At 59.1% G+C, this 16,707-nt stretch carries 16 protein-coding genes; 5 read left to right on the plus strand and 11 right to left on the minus strand.

The window, feature by feature from the left end; translation table 11 throughout:
* Window positions 1-16: 16 nt before the first annotated feature.
* Together BM132_RS12975 and yccS are read left to right on the plus strand one after the other, a co-directional pair.
* Window positions 17-1,195, plus strand: a complete 1,179-nt coding sequence (locus BM132_RS12975; protein WP_092455750.1) for a BaiN/RdsA family NAD(P)/FAD-dependent oxidoreductase — start codon at window positions 17-19, stop codon at window positions 1,193-1,195.
* Window positions 1,196-1,438: 243 nt separating this feature from the next.
* On the plus strand, window positions 1,439-3,622 hold the full coding sequence (gene yccS / locus BM132_RS12980) for a YccS family putative transporter (RefSeq protein ID WP_092455752.1): 2,184 nt from the start codon (window positions 1,439-1,441) through the stop codon (window positions 3,620-3,622).
* A gap of 141 nt (window positions 3,623-3,763) precedes the next feature.
* On the opposite strand, the gene BM132_RS12985 is transcribed toward yccS, so the two are convergent.
* On the minus strand, window positions 3,764-4,501 hold the full coding sequence (locus tag BM132_RS12985; protein ID WP_092401639.1) for a substrate-binding periplasmic protein: 738 nt from the start codon (window positions 4,499-4,501) through the stop codon (window positions 3,764-3,766).
* A 261-nt stretch (window positions 4,502-4,762) separates the two neighbouring features.
* Here BM132_RS12985 and BM132_RS12990 point away from each other — a divergent pair, with 261 nt between their 5' ends.
* The gene (locus BM132_RS12990; protein WP_092455754.1) at window positions 4,763-5,215 is read left to right on the plus strand and encodes a GNAT family N-acetyltransferase; all 453 of its coding nucleotides are present in this window, start codon (window positions 4,763-4,765) and stop codon (window positions 5,213-5,215) included.
* 124 nt (window positions 5,216-5,339) lie between these two features.
* Here the strand turns inward: BM132_RS12990 and BM132_RS12995 are convergent, their stop codons facing one another.
* The 3 genes from BM132_RS12995 to BM132_RS13005 are packed head-to-tail and all read right to left on the minus strand — an operon-like array spanning window position 5,340 to window position 8,308.
* The gene (locus BM132_RS12995; RefSeq protein ID WP_092401633.1) at window positions 5,340-5,636 is read right to left on the minus strand and encodes a winged helix-turn-helix domain-containing protein; all 297 of its coding nucleotides are present in this window, start codon (window positions 5,634-5,636) and stop codon (window positions 5,340-5,342) included.
* 4 nt (window positions 5,637-5,640) lie between these two features.
* Complete coding sequence (locus BM132_RS13000; protein ID WP_092456035.1) at window positions 5,641-6,144, minus strand: M48 metallopeptidase family protein; 504 nt, start codon at window positions 6,142-6,144, stop codon at window positions 5,641-5,643.
* A gap of 40 nt (window positions 6,145-6,184) precedes the next feature.
* Entirely contained in the window at window positions 6,185-8,308 is a 2,124-nt protein-coding gene (locus BM132_RS13005) for a putative bifunctional diguanylate cyclase/phosphodiesterase (protein WP_092455756.1), read from the minus strand.
* 323 nt (window positions 8,309-8,631) lie between these two features.
* Here BM132_RS13005 and BM132_RS13010 point away from each other — a divergent pair, with 323 nt between their 5' ends.
* Both BM132_RS13010 and BM132_RS13015 read left to right on the plus strand, forming a co-directional pair.
* Window positions 8,632-9,303 carry a polysaccharide lyase family 7 protein gene (locus BM132_RS13010; protein WP_092455758.1) on the plus strand — a complete coding sequence of 224 codons (672 nt, stop codon included), beginning with the start codon at window positions 8,632-8,634 and terminating at the stop codon, window positions 9,301-9,303.
* 293 nt (window positions 9,304-9,596) lie between these two features.
* Window positions 9,597-10,265 carry a polysaccharide lyase family 7 protein gene (locus tag BM132_RS13015; RefSeq protein WP_092401621.1) on the plus strand — a complete coding sequence of 223 codons (669 nt, stop codon included), beginning with the start codon at window positions 9,597-9,599 and terminating at the stop codon, window positions 10,263-10,265.
* Between the two features lie 459 nt (window positions 10,266-10,724).
* Here the strand turns inward: BM132_RS13015 and BM132_RS13025 are convergent, their stop codons facing one another.
* The 7 genes from BM132_RS13025 to epd all read right to left on the minus strand — a co-directional run bounded on the left by BM132_RS13025 (window position 10,725) and on the right by epd (window position 16,611).
* Window positions 10,725-11,984 carry a type II toxin-antitoxin system HipA family toxin gene (locus BM132_RS13025; protein ID WP_092455761.1) on the minus strand — a complete coding sequence of 420 codons (1,260 nt, stop codon included), beginning with the start codon at window positions 11,982-11,984 and terminating at the stop codon, window positions 10,725-10,727.
* Window positions 11,977-12,228: a helix-turn-helix transcriptional regulator gene (locus BM132_RS13030; RefSeq protein WP_092455763.1), complete on the minus strand. Its 252-nt coding sequence runs from the start codon at window positions 12,226-12,228 to the stop codon at window positions 11,977-11,979. Before BM132_RS13030 ends, BM132_RS13025 begins: the two co-directional genes overlap by 8 nt.
* 149 nt (window positions 12,229-12,377) lie before the next feature.
* Entirely contained in the window at window positions 12,378-13,442 is a 1,065-nt protein-coding gene (gene fba / locus BM132_RS13035) for a class II fructose-bisphosphate aldolase (protein WP_003177554.1), read from the minus strand.
* Window positions 13,443-13,687: 245 nt separating this feature from the next.
* A complete protein-coding gene (locus tag BM132_RS13040) occupies window positions 13,688-14,023 on the minus strand; it encodes an MliC family protein (protein WP_092455765.1) in 336 nt (111 codons plus the stop codon).
* Between the two features lie 57 nt (window positions 14,024-14,080).
* Window positions 14,081-14,305, minus strand: coding sequence for a hypothetical protein (locus tag BM132_RS13045; protein WP_092455767.1), 225 nt, complete (start codon window positions 14,303-14,305; stop codon window positions 14,081-14,083).
* Window positions 14,306-14,336: 31 nt separating this feature from the next.
* Window positions 14,337-15,500: a phosphoglycerate kinase gene (locus BM132_RS13050; RefSeq protein WP_092401602.1), complete on the minus strand. Its 1,164-nt coding sequence runs from the start codon at window positions 15,498-15,500 to the stop codon at window positions 14,337-14,339.
* A gap of 25 nt (window positions 15,501-15,525) precedes the next feature.
* Window positions 15,526-16,611 carry an erythrose-4-phosphate dehydrogenase gene (gene epd / locus BM132_RS13055; protein WP_092455769.1) on the minus strand — a complete coding sequence of 362 codons (1,086 nt, stop codon included), beginning with the start codon at window positions 16,609-16,611 and terminating at the stop codon, window positions 15,526-15,528.
* Window positions 16,612-16,707: the final 96 nt, after the last annotated feature.

Here is a 16,707-nt window from a genome sequence, read left to right on the forward strand (position 1 = left end):
TTAGAGGGACACCGTTTTGCGCTCTACCGAAGTCGTGATCATTGGCGCTGGCGCCGCGGGGTTGATGTGCGCGCTGACCGCCGCAGGGCGCGGACGGCAGGTAATGTTGCTGGACCACGCCAACAAGGCCGGCAAGAAAATCCTCATGTCCGGCGGTGGACGCTGCAATTTCACCAACATGTACACCGAACCGGGCAATTTTCTCTCGCAGAACCCGCATTTTTGCAAGTCGGCCCTGGCCCGCTACACCCAGTGGGATTTCATCGCCCTGGTGGCCAAGCACGGCGTGCCGTATCACGAGAAAAAACTCGGCCAGTTGTTCTGTGATAACAAGTCCAGCGACATCCTTGGCCTGCTGCTGGACGAATGCGACCAGGCCGGCGTCAACCTGCACCTGGACACCTCGATCGAGCGCATCGAGAAAACCGAAAGCGGCTACCTGCTGCAAACTACCCTCGGGGCCATCACCTGCCAATCCTTGGTGATTGCAACGGGCGGGATGTCTATCCCGACGTTGGGCGCGACCGGTTTCGGTTATCAGGTGGCCAAACAGTTCGGCCACCAACTGCTGCCAACCCGTGCCGGGCTGGTGCCGTTCACCATCACCGACCAGCTCAAGGCGTTGTGCACCGAACTTTCGGGCACTTCAGTGGATTGCCTGGTGAGCTGCAACGAGCAGAGTTTTCGCGAGAACATCCTGTTTACCCACCGCGGCCTCAGCGGCCCGGCGATCCTGCAGATTTCCTCGTTCTGGGAACCGGGTGACACGGTGCAGATCAACCTGCTGCCCGACCATGACGTGCCGAGCTGGCTGCAACAGCAACAGGCCGAACGCCCCAACAGCGAACTGAAAACCCTGCTGGGCGAATTGTTCACCAAGAAGATGGCCACCCTGCTGGCCGACACCTGGTTCGTCTCCAAACCCATGAAGCAATACACCCACGCCGAACTGGCAGACATTGCCGAGAAACTGGCGAGCTGGAATGTCGTCCCGGCCGGCACCGAAGGCTACCGCACCGCCGAAGTGACCCTGGGCGGCGTCGATACCCGGGAAGTGTCCTCCAAGACCATGGAATCCCTGAAAAGCCCCGGGCTGTATTTCATTGGCGAAGTGCTGGACGTCACCGGACACCTGGGCGGCTTCAACTTCCAATGGGCCTGGGCGTCGGGTTATGCGGCTGCGCAATACATCTGATTGAAGGGATACATAGAATCCAATGGGGATGATGATTCTGTGGGAGCGAGCCTGCTCGCGATGGCGGACTGTCAGACAACACCAATGTTGAATGTACCGGCCTCATCGCGAGCAGGCTCGCTCCCACAGGGGTTTACTGGAGCATCCCGGAACACTTTTTGCTGCCGGATGTGATCGCCGCCATTGCGTCGGCGTCATTACTGCCTCAATTTAGCGTCATTGCCCGTCAGGCCCGTGCACTTCATGTCATCGACCTCGTTTAGTCAGTCTCTGCGTCGCCTTTGGGCGTTGGATAAATTCAGTTATAGCGTGCGGGTGTTCATCGCCCTGACCGGCAGCATGGCGCTGTGTTGGTATCTGGATAAGATGGCGCTGCTGATCCCGCTGTTCCTGGGCATCATCGCCAGCGCCCTGGCCGAGACCGATGACAGCTGGCAGGGCCGCCTCAACGCGCTGGCCGTGACCCTGGTGTGCTTCACGATCGCGGCGCTGTCGGTGGAATTGCTGTTCCCTTATCCGGTCCTGTTCATCGTTGCCCTGGCGCTGGCGAGCTTCGCCCTGACCATGCTCGGTGCGTTGGGCGAGCGCTATGGCGCCATTGCCTACGGCACATTGATTCTCTCGGTCTACACCATGATCGGCGTGGACCAGCGCGGTGGCGCGGTCACCGATTTCTGGCACGAACCTTTGCTGCTGGTGGCCGGTGCAGCTTGGTACGGCCTGCTCTCGGTGCTGTGGCAGGCGCTGTTTTCCAACCAGCCGGTGCAGCAAAGCCTGGCGCGGCTGTTCCGCGAGCTGGGACGCTACCTGAAACTCAAATCATCGCTGTTCGAGCCAATCCGCCAACTGGATGTCGAAGCCCGACGCCTGGAACTGGCCCAGCAGAACGGCCGGGTGGTCGCCGCGCTTAACGCGGCGAAGGAAATCATCCTGCACCGCGTCGGCAACGGGCGACCAGGCTCGAAGGTCAGCCGTTACCTGAAGCTGTACTTCCTCGCCCAGGATATCCACGAGCGCGCCAGCTCTTCCCACTACCCCTACAACGCGCTGGCCGAGGCGTTCTTTCACAGCGACGTGCTGTTCCGCTGCCAACGCCTGCTGCGCCAGCAAGGTAAAGCCTGCCAAGCGTTGGCCGAGTCGATCCAACTGCGCCAGCCATTCGTCTATGACGCCAGCTTCGCCGAGGCCTTGAATGACCTGCACGCCTCCCTCGAACACCTGCGGATCCAGAGCAACCCGGCCTGGCGCGGGTTGCTGCGTTCACTGCGGGCCTTGTCGGCGAACCTTGGCACCATGGACCGCCTGCTCAGCGACGCGAGCAACCCCGACGCCCTGGCCGACGCCACCGATAGCAGCCTGCTGGATCGCTCACCGCGCAACCTGAAGGACGTCTGGGTCCGCTTGCGCACACAGCTCACGCCCACCTCGCTGCTGTTCCGGCATGCCCTGCGCCTGCCCCTGGCGCTGAGTGTGGGTTATGCCATGGTGCATCTGATCCACCCGTCCCAGGGCTACTGGATCATTCTCACCACGCTGTTCGTGTGCCAACCCAACTACGGCGCCACCCGGCGCAAGCTCGGCCAACGGATCATCGGCACCGCCATCGGCCTGACGGTGGCCTGGGCGCTGTTCGATCTGTTCCCCAACCCGCTGGTGCAATCGTGTTTCGCCATCGCCGCCGGGGTGGTGTTCTTTACCAATCGCACGACCCGCTACACCCTGGCGACCGCCGCGATCACGATCATGGTGCTGTTCTGTTTCAACCAGGTGGGCGACGGCTATGGACTGCTGCTGCCCCGACTGTTCGATACGCTGCTCGGCAGCCTGATCGCCGGCCTTGCGGTATTCCTGTTCCTGCCGGACTGGCAAGGCCGCCGGTTGAACAAGGTGCTGGCCAACACGCTGACCTGCAACAGCATTTACCTGCGCCAGATCATGCAGCAATACGCTGCCGGCAAAAGCGATGACCTGGCCTATCGCCTGGCCCGACGCAACGCCCACAACGCCGACGCCGCATTGTCCACCACCCTGGCAAACATGCTGATGGAACCGGGGCATTTCCGTAAGGAAGCCGATGTCGGGTTCCGCTTTCTAGTGCTGTCCCACACCCTGCTCAGCTACTTGTCAGGCCTGGGCGCCCATCGGGACACCCAGTTGCCTGCAGACGTGCGCGAACACCTGATAGACGGCGCGGGGGTGAAACTGGCCGCGAGCATCGACGAAATCGCCCAGGGCCTGGCGAGCAAACAACCGATAGCGGTCCAAAGCGACGAGGAAGAAGCCTTGGCCAATGAGCTTGAGCAGATGCCCGATGAAATCGACGAGGGCCAGCGGCTGGTGCAGACCCAACTGGGGTTGATCTGCCGTCAGTTGGGGCCGCTGCGCACATTGGCAGCCCATCTGGTCAAGGACACCAGCGAGGCTTGAGCAATGTGGTGCTCACACCACCGCCATCGCGAGCGGGCTCGCTCCCACAATGAACCTCAGCCGTACAAATTCAAGTGTGCGCTATAGATCAACTGTGGGAGCGAGCCTGCTCGCGATAGCGTCAGTCCAGGCACCGCAAGATCACATCCCGTGCGCCTTCAATAACCGCGCATAACTACCATCGGCCTTCATCGCCGCAATCTCCCGATCGAATCCCGCGACAATCTGCTCGTGCTGCGGGTTCTTCAGGCTGACCAGGATGTGCAGGCTGTTTTCACTCAGTGGCTTGGGCATGAACTCCACGGCGTTGCGCACCTTGGCCGATTCACGAGCCAGGTAATAACGGGCGACGAACTCATCTTCCAGGGTCAGCTTCACCCGACCGGCAGCGAGCATGCGCACGGCCATTGCAAAGTTATGCACAGGGACTTTCTGCAATTGCCGATCCTCATCGAACGCCTTGGCGTAGGCGTATCCGCGGACCACGGCGATGGGATAGGCATACAGCTGCTGCAGGTTCTCGTACTGGATGGGTGCGTCCTTGCGCTTGATGAAGCGCACGCGGTTGAGCAGGTACTCAGCCGAGAAACGGCCCACATGGGTACGTTCTTCGCTGTACCAGGCGTTGATCAGCACGTCATAGCGCCCCTCGCCGATGCCCAGCATCGCCCGGGCCCAAGGCACCTGCTCAAAGTCACTGGCATAACCGGCCCGCGCCAGGGCGGTACTGACGATATCGGTCGCCAGGCCCCCATTGACCAGCGTGGTGTCGGTAAAGGGTGGCCAGCCATCTGCCACCAGACGCAACTTTTGCGCGCAGGCGTTGTGGCTCAGCAACAGCAACCCGACCAAAGCAAGAGCTCGATGCAATCGCGGCATGCCAAACATCCTTGACGGGTTCAAAGCCCGGTTTGTTTTTAGCCGAATCTCAAGAGATGTCGTCAGACATCCGGTCCTAACATTAGCTCAGTGGAACCGCTGCGCAGCGCTGGATTGAAGATTACACAAAGAAGGCCACACCGCGACAATTCGATGATGGCATTTTGGCCTTTGTCACAGATTTTTACAGTTGTGCAAGAAAGAGACTTCCGCAGCCAGCCCGCTTAATATCGGCATCAGGTTCTTCAGGAAATTCAAAAAATGGATATCGACTGGGTCTGCAAACATCACAGTGACCTGAGCAAGGAACAGCTGTACGCCATCCTCAAATTGCGCGCCGAAGTCTTCGTCGTCGAGCAGAACTGCCCCTACCTGGACGTCGACGGCCTGGACCTGGAGGGCGATACCTGCCACCTGATGGCCTGGCAGGACAATCATCTGGTGGCTTACCTTCGCTTGCTCGATCCGCACTCGCAAAACAGTGACGTGGTCATCGGGCGCGTGGTCATCGCCCCCCAGGCACGGGGACAGGGGATGGGTCATAAGCTGATGGAACAGGGCCTCAAGCAGGCCGAGAAGCACTGGCCCGGTACATCGATCTCACTGTCGGCACAGGCACATCTGCAGGGGTATTACTCTCGGTATGGGTTTGGAGTGGTGGGTATCGAGTATATGGAAGACGGGATTCCACACATTGGCATGCATCGGCCCTGAAAACGCATCGCGAGCAGGCTCGCTCCCACATTGATCTGCAGTGGACATTTGATTTTATGCACGACTGGGGTCCACTGTGGGAGCGAGCCTGCTCGCGATAGCGCCAACCCAGACACCGCCGATGTCAGGGATACTCCAACACCGCTTTAATCCGCTGCAAATTCCCCTCGATCCACCGCCGATCAATCGCCCCCCAATCACGGATCCGATAATGCCCGGCATGGTTACGGGCGCCCTCTAGCTGCTCGAATTCACACACGATATCCAGGTCCGCCAGCGCTGCCACGGTGTCCTGGGCGGTGCGTCGCGGCATGCCGGTGACCTCGGTGAGCGCGGGAATGTTGCTGGCCACGCCGCTATCAATCAGGTACGCCACATACAAGCGACGATAGAAGCTGCTTTTGGTCTTGCTGACGTCCATTCGGTCATTCCTTGGAGGGTTGCAGATCGCGCCATGTCAGGTACACCCGCAAGTCGAATTCCAACTGGTGATACCCCGGCTGCATGTGCTCGCAGAGTTGGTAGAACGCTTTGTTGTGGTCCGACTCCTTGAAGTGGGCCAGTTCGTGCACCACGATCATTTTCAAAAACTCAGGTGCCGCGTCCTTGAACAGCGAAGCAATACGAATTTCTTTCTTGGCCTTGAGCTTACCGCCCTGCACGCGTGAAATCGCAGTGTGCAGGCCGAGTGCGCGGTGGGTCAGGTCCAGGCGATTGTCGAACAGCACCTTGTCGATAGCGGGCGCGTTACGCAGGTATTGTTGCTTGAGGTCCAGCGCATAACCGTACAGGGCCTTGTCGCTCTGGACCGAGTGCCGGTCGGGATAGCGCTGCTGCAAGTAGTCGCCCAGCCGATCCTGGGCAATCAGTTGCTGCACTTGGGCTTGCAGGGCGGCGGGGTAAGCCTGGAGGTATTTGAGCGCGATCATCGGCGGCAACACAGTCACAAAAGGCGCCAGTGTAGCGAATTCAGACCTGTATCGCGCTCCAGTCAAATGGCCGGGCAAAGGCATCGGTGTCTTCGGCCATCAAGGGCCGCGCTACCAGGAACCCCTGCACATACTCGCAGCCGTGGGCCTTGAGCCAGTGATATTGCTCAGGCGTCTCTACGCCCTCGGCGATCACCCGCAAACCCAATTGCTTGCACAAATCGATGACCGACGCCGCCAGTGCCGCATCCCGGGGTGAGCCTGGCAAACGGGCGATCAGGTGTCGATCAAGCTTGAGGGTGTCGAGTTCCAGATCCCGCAGATGCGCCAGCGAGCAAGGCCCGGACCCGAAATCATCAAGCGCCACCCGCACCCCCAGGTTATGCAGCAGCCGCAGTTGTTTATGGGTTTCGTCGGGGTTGCGCATCAGTGCATCTTCAGTCACCTCGACCTCAAGTTGCCGGGGTTTGAGGGCATGTCGCTCCAGGACCTGGCGCAGTTCGGTCACCAGGTTAGGCAAACCGAACTGGGTGCTGCTCAGGCTCACCCCCAGTACCAGATCATCCGCGAACAAGCGCTCCCAGACTTTACGCTGGGCCGCGCTGCGATGATAAATCCAGCTCCCCAGCCGACTGATCAATCGGGCCTCTTCCAACAATGGCAAGAACAAGCCCGGCGGTACATCCCCCACGCTGGGGTGCTGCCAGCGCAACAGCGCCTCGAACCCGCGAATCCGTCCGTCGGCGACAGCTACCTGAGGCTGGTAGACCATATTGAAATCACGGTTTTCGATGGCCGAGCGCACACTCTCCTCAAGCATCAGCCGCGAACGAGCTCGACCGTTCATTTCGTGATCATAAAAACGGTATTGCTGACGGCCAGCGCGCTTGGCCTCGTACATGGCGATGTCGGACGCGCGCAGCAGACCGTCGAGATTGGCGCCGCAGTCGGGGTACGTCGCGATGCCGATGCTGGCCCCCAGCGTTACGTCCATACCCTCGATCTGTTGGCAGATAGACACCCGTTCGATAAGTTTCTCGGCAATCTTGGCCGCTTGCTCGGGTACTTCCAGATCCAGCAGGGCCGTGAACTCATCACCGCCAAGACGGGCCAGAATGTCGAACGGGCGCAGGCACGCCTTCAGTTGTTCCGAAACCCAGCGCAGCACGCGGTCACCGGCATCATGGCCCAACGAATCATTGACCCGTTTGAAGCCATCCAGGTCCAGGTACAACAGCACCCAGTTGCTTTCCAGTCGCTCGCTGCGCATCAGCAGGTTTTCGGCTGTCTGATAAAACCCCCTGCGGTTGAGCAGACCGGTCAGTGGGTCAGTGACGGCCTGGTATTCGAGTTGCTGGTGCAAGTGACGCACCACCGACATGTCCTGAAGCGTTACCACCATTGCCTTCTGCTCCGCAGGCAGAGGCGCACAAGACAAGGCCACCGACACCTGCTGGCCGGGCGCGGTGCGCAGGACCGCATCGTGCAGGCGCCAGGTCTGCCCCCGGCAGTAGGCGACATGGATATCGGAGCCGATCCACTCGGGAATATGGGGTTTTTGCAGGAAATCCAGGAGCGGCATTCCCTGCAACTGCTCGGCGGTGGCATTAAGCAGCCGGCAGGTAGACGGATTGGCGAAGCGAATACACCCGCTTTCATCCACCACGAGGATGCCTTCGGCGGCGTTATCCAGCACCGAGGCGTTGAAAGCCCTGGCCGCTTCCAGATCCTGGCTCAGGCGCTGCAAGGCCCGGCGATTGCGCTGGTGTTCAAGCAGGGCATGAACCTTGGGTTTGAGAATCTGCGGATCGAATGGTTTGAACAGGTAATCCACGGCACCGCTGGCATAGCCCTTGATCACCGCATCCTGGGATTGCTCGTTGGCGGTCAGGAAAATGATCGGGGTCAGCCGTGTGCGCTGGCTGCCGCGCATCAGACGCGCCACCTCAAAACCGTCCATGTCGGGCATCTGCACATCCAGCAGGACGAGGTCGATGTCATGTTCGAGTAGAAGGTTAAGGGCCTCGACACCCGAGGATGCGGTCATCACCTTCCAATCCTGACGCTGCAACAACGCTCGCATGCTGAGCAGGTTTTCAGGGTAATCATCAACTATCAAAAGGACGGAACTGTCTTCGCCAAGCGGTGGTTGCACGCATTCCATGCTGCTTCTCTTATCGGGCGTCACGTCCGTCCTGACGTAGCAAGGCGGACAAATACTGTGTCCTCACTCTAGACCGTGATTCTGAAAAGCAGTAGGTGTCATCGCGCCATCATCCAGACAAAGCCCAAAATAGCCGACTAACGGTCACCCTCCCCGGGCACAAAACCTGCAATGACACCTTCGACGGACAATTGACGTCAATCATCCGCCGGACGGTCATCCATAAAGATCCATCCTGCGTGAACAACCCGTCCAGAACGCGCGGAGCAGAGCCTCGCGTGATGGCGTTCAGCACTTTTACTTTCGTTACGCAGGATCCGACCATGATCGATCTCACCACCTGGAATCTGAGCATTCCTGAAGGCAGCCCCACCATCACCATCGAAACACCCCGGTTGGCGCAGGGCTTCAAGGATCAATATTTCCACTCCGACACTGGCACGTTGTTCTTCTGGGCCCCCGTGACCGGCGCCAAGACCGCCAACGCCATTTATCCACGCAGCGAACTGCGGGAAACCTACAGCGATGGAACCCTGCGCAACTGGCTTTACTCAGCGGCGGACAACAAACTGCGCGCCACGCTTGCCGTCAGTCAGGTGCCCAGCACGGGCAAGATCGTGATCGGCCAGATTCACGCCAAAGACAGCACACGCCCTATGGTGAAGCTGGAATATCAATACAAGGCCTACAGCTCAACCGGAAACATTGTCGCCAAAGTCCGCCTGCGCCCCGATGACGAATCGGGCCAAGTCATCACCATCGCCACGGGCGTGAAGCTTGATCGCAGGTTTTCCTACCAGATTCACCTCAGCCCCAAGGGCGCACTGGGCATCAGCGCCGCGGGTTACAACTGGAGAACTACGGTAAGCCCGGACTGGAAGGACAAACCGTTGTATTTCAAAGCCGGCGTCTACGTGCAGGACAACACCGGCTACACCACTGAAGGTGGAAAAGTGACGTTCAGCGTGCTGGAAATTCATCACGCCGCCCTATAAGCGTTTCCCCTCGCGTACCGCAGCATGGACGCTGCTCCCTTCGAACGTGACCCGCATCGATCCCGATGCCATAGCGCCATCGTTCAAAAAAAATTCGAATTGCCCGACTAACGGTCATCGTCCTCGGGCACCAAAGCGGCAAACCTCACTCTGACGGACAGTTGACGCCAACCCTCCGCCGGACGGACATAAAAAATCCGTTCCGCGCGCTTCTCGGGGCACGTCATAAAAGCGCTGGCTAGAGCCTCCGGCTGGATCTTGCAACATATTCATTCCGTAGAAAGGGCCCGCATATGGTCGATCTTGCAACCTGGAACTTGAGCATCCCCGAGGGAAGCCCGCCGAAAACCATTGAAACGCCTCGGCTGTTGGATGGCTTCCAAAATAAGTACTTCAATTCCGAAGGCAGCACAGTGTATTTCTGGTCACCGGTGACCGGCACCAAGACTGAAAACGCGGTCTACCCACGCAGCGAATTGCGAGAGACCTACAAAGACGGGACCTTGCGCAACTGGCTGTATCCCGATGCCGACAATAAATTGAGCGCGACCCTGGTCGTCAACCAGGTACCCAGCACCGGCAAGATTGTGATTGGTCAAATTCATGCCAAGGACAGCAGCAAACCCATGGTGAAGCTGGAATACCAGTACAAGGACGACAGCAAGACCGGCAACATCGTCGCCAAGGTCCGCATGCGCCCCGATGACGACGAGGGTCGAGTCATCACCGTGGCCACGGGGGTGAAACTTGCTCAGTCCTTCAGTTACCGGCTCCACCTGGACCGTACGGGTGACCTGGGCATCACCGCGGCGGGTCGTAGCTGGTACACCACCATGAGCGCCAGATGGAAGGTCAAGCCGCTGTATTTCAAGGCTGGCGTGTATGTGCAGGACAACACGGGCTACACCAGCGAAGGTGGGAAAGTGACGTTCAGTAAGTTGGATATCGATCACAACACCTGATCACTGTGCTTCAGGCACCACAGCGGCAACGGAATGCTGCTCGCCTGGCCATCTGTAAATTTCGTAGGAATTCGCCCACCGTGGCGAGGGAGCTTGCTCCCGCTGGACTGCGAAGCAGTCCCCTCTTTTCGTCAGACCCAGCGCATACCCAAGTTTTGCAGCGGCCGCGCCCCCGAGCGGGAGCAAGCTCCCTCGCCACAGGGGGCCGGTGCGTCCTACAGGTGGATTTTGGCCTCGAAAATCTCCTCTATAGTTCGGGTTCGTCTGCTGGCTTTGGTCAGCGGGCCCGGGTTTCGCAGCCCACTGACAAAACAGTCAATGACACCGAACACATCGGCGACATCCTGGACCCCGTCAACCACGCTGGCCGAACACAGGCATTGTGGAGTGGGCATCCCGGCATGGATGCCGGGATAGCCGCGCAGTGTCCCGAACACTTCATAACGAACAATACTCGCTTCACGCCAATGGCTTGCGCCTGAATCGAGGTGCAACCGAGTCATAAAGAGCGGCAAGCCTTCCGCCATCCCACTCCGCCCGCATGCCCTTTAGCAGCTCCCCATCGATACGATGCTCATTGATCGCCAGTGCCTGGTCCATAGCATCGGCGATTCGCTCAATAATCAGCGCGGGTTTATCTACGCCACAATGCTTGCGACCGAACTCGATCAGTTGCTGCCGATCAGGATAAGTCTTCACCTTGTTCATCTTGATCGCCAAGGTCCGATCCACCAACGAGCGGCCAGACTTGGGGTTGTAGTGTTCATACACCGTTGTAGTGGTGACATCAAAAACCGGTGCCAACCGCACGGTTTCCAGTGCGTCGGGATGCGTATAAATAACCCCGAAGTTTTTCAGGTGGGCATCCCCATTACGCACCATGACCGAGAGGCACACCGAAGAAAAAAAGCGCTCCAGTTCGCGAACCGGCTCAGCATGCCGGCATACCTGATTCACTACTGCCGCAAGGGTCTCGTAACTTTGGGAATATTTGTAGTTGTCATGGGGGTCTTTGTACAAGCCAAGGAGCACTGCCATGTCTTCAAATCCCAGGCGCCCGGAGGGGGTCAGGTCGAACCGCTCCATTACAAACAACTCACCGTTTTCCGACAACCAGAATGGTGGAGTTTCCAACCCGGCCAAACGAGCTGCTTCCAGACACAGGAATTCATTCTGCGCCAGGTGGGCATACTCCTCAGCGCCAGACTTCACGATCAGATCGGAGCTGAGCATGGTTTTTCGATCGCCCGTCAGCTTATCCAAGTCAGGCACCAGTACCTTGGGTTGGACGCCCGAAATACCAGACTCAAAATAAGTATCAACAAGGAAGTCAAAAACACTTTGTGAAGTATCCGCCGACAGAATGTCCTGCAACCCGACCTGAGCCCGCACAGTCGTCAAGGCCTCGACAGGGTTGACGTAACTGAGTCGACCGATCTGATTACCCCCTATCACCGATAGCAGCCGCATGTCGTCGACCTGCATGTGTCTGGCCATACGACGCTTGATCTGGTCGGCCAGAAACCCCTCGGGCACGTTCATATCAAAGATGGGGTGAAGGACGTTGCTGACTGAAGGCGTAGGGTCATAGGGCATGACCAACGAAACCTCCCGAGGCGCCTCGGCGCTCGCATAGGCGAACGAAAACTGCGAACCTTTGGACAAGTCGCCGCTATAACCTTGCGGTGTCATGACATTGAGCAGCTTGACCTTACTCATCATGCTCTACCAGATCAGCGAGGGATTTGAGGTCAATCCGCTTGTCGACGATTTCCAGCGCCATCCCCAACGCCGATACGACTCGAAACAGGGTGTACACGGCCACGTTTTCACCGGCCTCTAGATCGATGATCGTTTTGCGGCTGCAGTTGGCTTTCTCAGCGAGCTGCCGTTGGGTATAACCCTTCGCACGGCGTAGTGCACGCATCCTCTCGCCAAGAACTGAAGGATTTAGAATCAGCACAATGTCACCTATATAGGACTTTTTAGTTTTAAAATCTAATTATGTCCTTTATAGCGGACATTTCAAGCGCGTTGCGCCTGCCAATCTCCACGGTCAATTCCACGCACAAAAAAACCCGCATCGCTGCGGGTTTTTTTGACGCTTGAGCCTTAGTTCACCTTAGCGTTCAACTCACCCTTCAAATACCGCTGATACATCGCTTCCAACGAAATCGGCTTGATCTTCGAAGCATTCCCCGCCGTACCAAACGCCTCATAACGCGCAATGCACACATCACGCATGGCGGTCACAGTGGCACCGAAGAACTTACGCGGATCAAACTCACTCGGATTAGTCGCCATCAAACGACGCATAGCACCGGTAGAGGCCAGGCGCAGGTCGGTGTCGATGTTGACCTTGCGCACGCCGTACTTGATGCCTTCAACGATTTCTTCAACCGGCACGCCGTAGGTTTCTTTGATGTCGCCGCCGTACTGGTTGATGATCGCCAGCCACTCTTGCGGAACCGAGGAAGAACCGTGCATCACCAGGTGAGTGTTGGGAATGCGCTTGTGGATTTCCTTGATGCGGTCAATGGCCAGCACGTCGCCGGTAGGCGGCTTGGTGAACTTGTAGGCGCCGTGGCTGGTGCCGATGGCGATGGCCAGGGCGTCGACCTGGGTCTTCTTGACGAAGTCCGCGGCTTCTTCCGGGTCGGTCAGCATCTGACTGTGATCCAGCACGCCCTCGGCGCCGATGCCGTCTTCTTCGCCGGCCATGCCAGTTTCCAGCGAGCCCAGGCAACCGAGTTCGCCTTCCACCGAGACGCCGCAGGCATGGGCCATGGCGACGGTCTGCTGAGTGACGCGCACGTTGTATTCGTAGTCAGTCGGAGTCTTGCCGTCTTCGCCCAGGGAGCCGTCCATCATGACCGAGCTGAAGCCCAGCTGGATGGAGCGCTGGCAGACGTCAGGGCTGGTGCCGTGGTCCTGGTGCATGCACACCGGGATGTGCGGGAATTCTTCGATGGCAGCCAGGATCAGGTGACGCAGGAACGGCGCGCCGGCGTATTTGCGGGCGCCGGCCGAAGCCTGGACGATCACCGGGGAGTCAGTCTTGTCAGCGGCTTCCATGATGGCGCGCATCTGCTCAAGGTTGTTGACGTTAAAGGCTGGAACGCCGTAGCCGAACTCGGCTGCGTGGTCCAGCATCTGACGCATGCTGATAAGTGCCATTAGTGTGTCTCTCCCGGTCGAGGGTCGTTAATCGTGCCAGCCTGCCGGAGCGGCGGCGGCTATTCAAGTCATTGCAGGTCGGGGGGTGGGTCCGGCCTGTGTGTTCGGTGAAACAAAATCTCGAAACTGTAGAGGACCCTGTGGGAGCGAGCCTGCTCGCGATGAAGGCCTGACAGTCAACATCACTGGTGCCTAATACATCGCTATCGCGAGCAGGCTCGCTCCCACATTGGATCTCTGTTGAATCAGTCAGCCTTACAACCCCGGCCAATCAAGTCATTGGTGGCGACCCAGTACACCAGGCCTTCCTCACCTTTGACGTGAAACGCCAGCATGTCGTCGCTGTACAGCGTACCCGATGCGCCCGGCTCTTCCTTCAGGTGATAGACCAGCTCGGCACCGCCGAGGCGAACGTCGACTTCCTTGCGGGTGTCATCGGTATAGCGCCACAGTACCTTGGCCTGGCTGTCACAGGTCCAGGTTGTCCAGCCCTCTACTACAGGCTCGGACGAACGAAACCGATCCAGCTGTGCACAACCGGCCAGCATTGCCAGCGCCACAACGGCGATAAAGCCTTTCATCCGTGTTCCTCGACTGACAGCGCAGGCCGCCAGCCATGAGTTAATGAGTCAGACCCGTCAAGGGCAACCATGTTCCTTGGCCGGGACCTGCGTCTCGTATTTATCCAGGCCGTCCGGCCCGGAACGCTTATTGAGCACCGGGTTGGTTTCGGCCTGCCACTCGGCCTGGTAGCAACCGGTTTTCGGCTCGCTGGGATTAATCGCTTCCGGTGCGGCTTGCGGGTGGCTCCCGCAAGCCGCCAGGGATGCGGTCAGCAACAAAAGCGCCAACGTCTTGACCATCACAACACTCCTTTGCCTGGTCAACAAAACCTCAGGCCTTGGCCCGGCTTTCCAGGACTTCCACGGCTGGCAGTACTTTGCCTTCGACGAATTCGAGGAACGCACCGCCGCCGGTAGAAATGTAGGAGATCTGCTCGGCCACGCCATATTTATCGATGGCCGCCAGGGTGTCGCCGCCGCCAGCGATGGAGAAAGCGTCACTCTCGGCGATGGCCTGGGCGAGCACTTTGGTGCCGTTGCCAAACTGGTCGAACTCGAACACCCCGACCGGACCGTTCCACAGGATAGTCTTGGAGGATTTCAACAGTTCGGCGAAATTGGCTGCAGTTTGCGGGCCGATGTCGAGGATCATGTCGTCCTCGGCGACGTCAGCGATCAGCTTGACGGTGGCGGTGGCGCTTTCGGCGAACTCCTTGGCCACCACCACGTCCACCGGCAACGGCACGCTGACCTTGGCGGCGATTTCCCGGGCGGTGTCCAGCAGGTCCGGCTCGTACAGGGATTTGCCGACCGGGTGACCGGCCGCAGCAAGGAAGGTGTTGGCAATGCCGCCGCCGACGATCAACTGGTTGCACACCTGGCTCAGGCTGTTAAGCACGTCGAGCTTGGTGGAGACCTTGGAGCCGGCAACAATGGCAGCCATCGGCTGGGCCGGGGAGCCCAGGGCCTTGCCCAGTGCGTCCAGTTCGGCAGCCAGCAGCGGGCCAGCAGCGGCCACTTTGGCGAACTTCGCCACGCCATGGGTCGACCCTTCGGCGCGGTGAGCGGTGCCGAACGCGTCCATCACAAACACGTCGCACAGGGCCGCATACTGCTTGGCCAGTTCGTCAGCGTTCTTTTTCTCGCCTTTATTAAAACGCACGTTTTCAAACAGCACGACATCGCCGGCCTTCACGTCCACACCGCCCAGGTAGTCAGCCACCAGCGGTACGTCACGGCCCAGGGCTTTGCTCAGGTAAGCGGCGACCGGCTTGAGGCTGTTTTCGGCCGAGTATTCGCCTTCGGTCGGACGACCCAAATGCGAGCAAACCATCACGGCCGCACCTTTTTCCAGGGCCAACTTGATGGTCGGCAGCGAAGCCAGGATGCGCGCGTCGCTGGTGACAACACCGTCCTTGACGGGAACGTTGAGGTCTTCGCGGATCAGTACGCGCTTACCTTGCAGATCGAGGTCGGACATCTTCAACACGGTCATGGGTCGCAATTCCTGGGTAACTGTTTTAGTGAGCAGGTTTTTTTGAATCAGGTAACTGAGAAACAGAAAGCGAAGTCGCGGCTTGCAGATAATGTTCAGCGACATCCAGCATTCGGTTGGCAAAACCCCATTCATTGTCGAACCAGGCCAGGATGTTCACGAGCCGCGGCCCGGAAACCCGGGTCTGGCTGGCATCGACAATGGCCGAATGGGGGTCATGATTAAAATCACAACTGGCGTGAGGCAACTCGGTGTAGGCCAGCAGGCCTTTGAGCGGGCCGCTGGTGGCGGCTTCGCGCAGAATCCGGTTGACCTCGGTGGCGTCGGTATCGCTCACGGTCTGCATCGTAATGTCGAGGCAGGACACGTTGACGGTCGGCACCCGCACGGCTTTGGCCTGAATTCGCCCCGCAAGTTCCGGCAGCAGCCGCTCAATGCCGCGCGCCAGACCAGTGGACACCGGAATCACCGACTGGAACGCCGAACGGGTCCGACGTAGGTCTTCATGGTGATAGGCGTCGATCACAGGTTGATCGTTCATCGCCGAGTGGATGGTGGTGATCGACACGTACTCCAGGCCAATGGCCTGGTCCAGCAGGCGCAACAGCGGCACGCCGCAGTTGGTGGTGCAGGACGCGTTGGACACCAGCAGCTCATCGCCAGCCAGGCAGTCCTGGTTTACGCCGTAGACGATGGTGGCGTCCACATCCGCTTCGCTGGCCATCGGCTGGGAGAACAACACCCGCGGCGCGCCGGCCGCGATGAAGCGCTGGCCATCTTCACGGGTGTTGTAGGCGCCGGAGCATTCAAGCACCAGGTCGACACCCAAGGACGCCCAATCGATACCTTCGGGGGTGGCACTGCGCAGGACTTTCACGCAATCGCCATTAATGTGCAGACAATCGCCCTCGACCCGCACCTCGCCCGGAAAACGGCCGTGGGTGGAGTCAAAGCGTGTCAGGTATTCAATGCTGGCCATGTCGGCCAGATCGTTGATCGCCACAATCTCGAACCCGGCCTTGGCCCCTCGCTCGAACAACGCACGCAAGACGCAACGACCAATCCGGCCGTAGCCGTTGAGTGCAACTTTGTAGGGACGCGGTTGGGGCATGGGGGTTCTCGATTACCGTGGTGAGTCCTTCAGTCCAGTATTGCCTGAACCATCGCCTTCGCGAGCAAGCCCGCTCCCACATGGGATTGCGTTCCA

Source organism: Pseudomonas sp. NFACC45 (genome assembly GCF_900113505.1).
GTDB lineage: Bacteria > Pseudomonadota > Gammaproteobacteria > Pseudomonadales > Pseudomonadaceae > Aquipseudomonas > Aquipseudomonas tehranensis.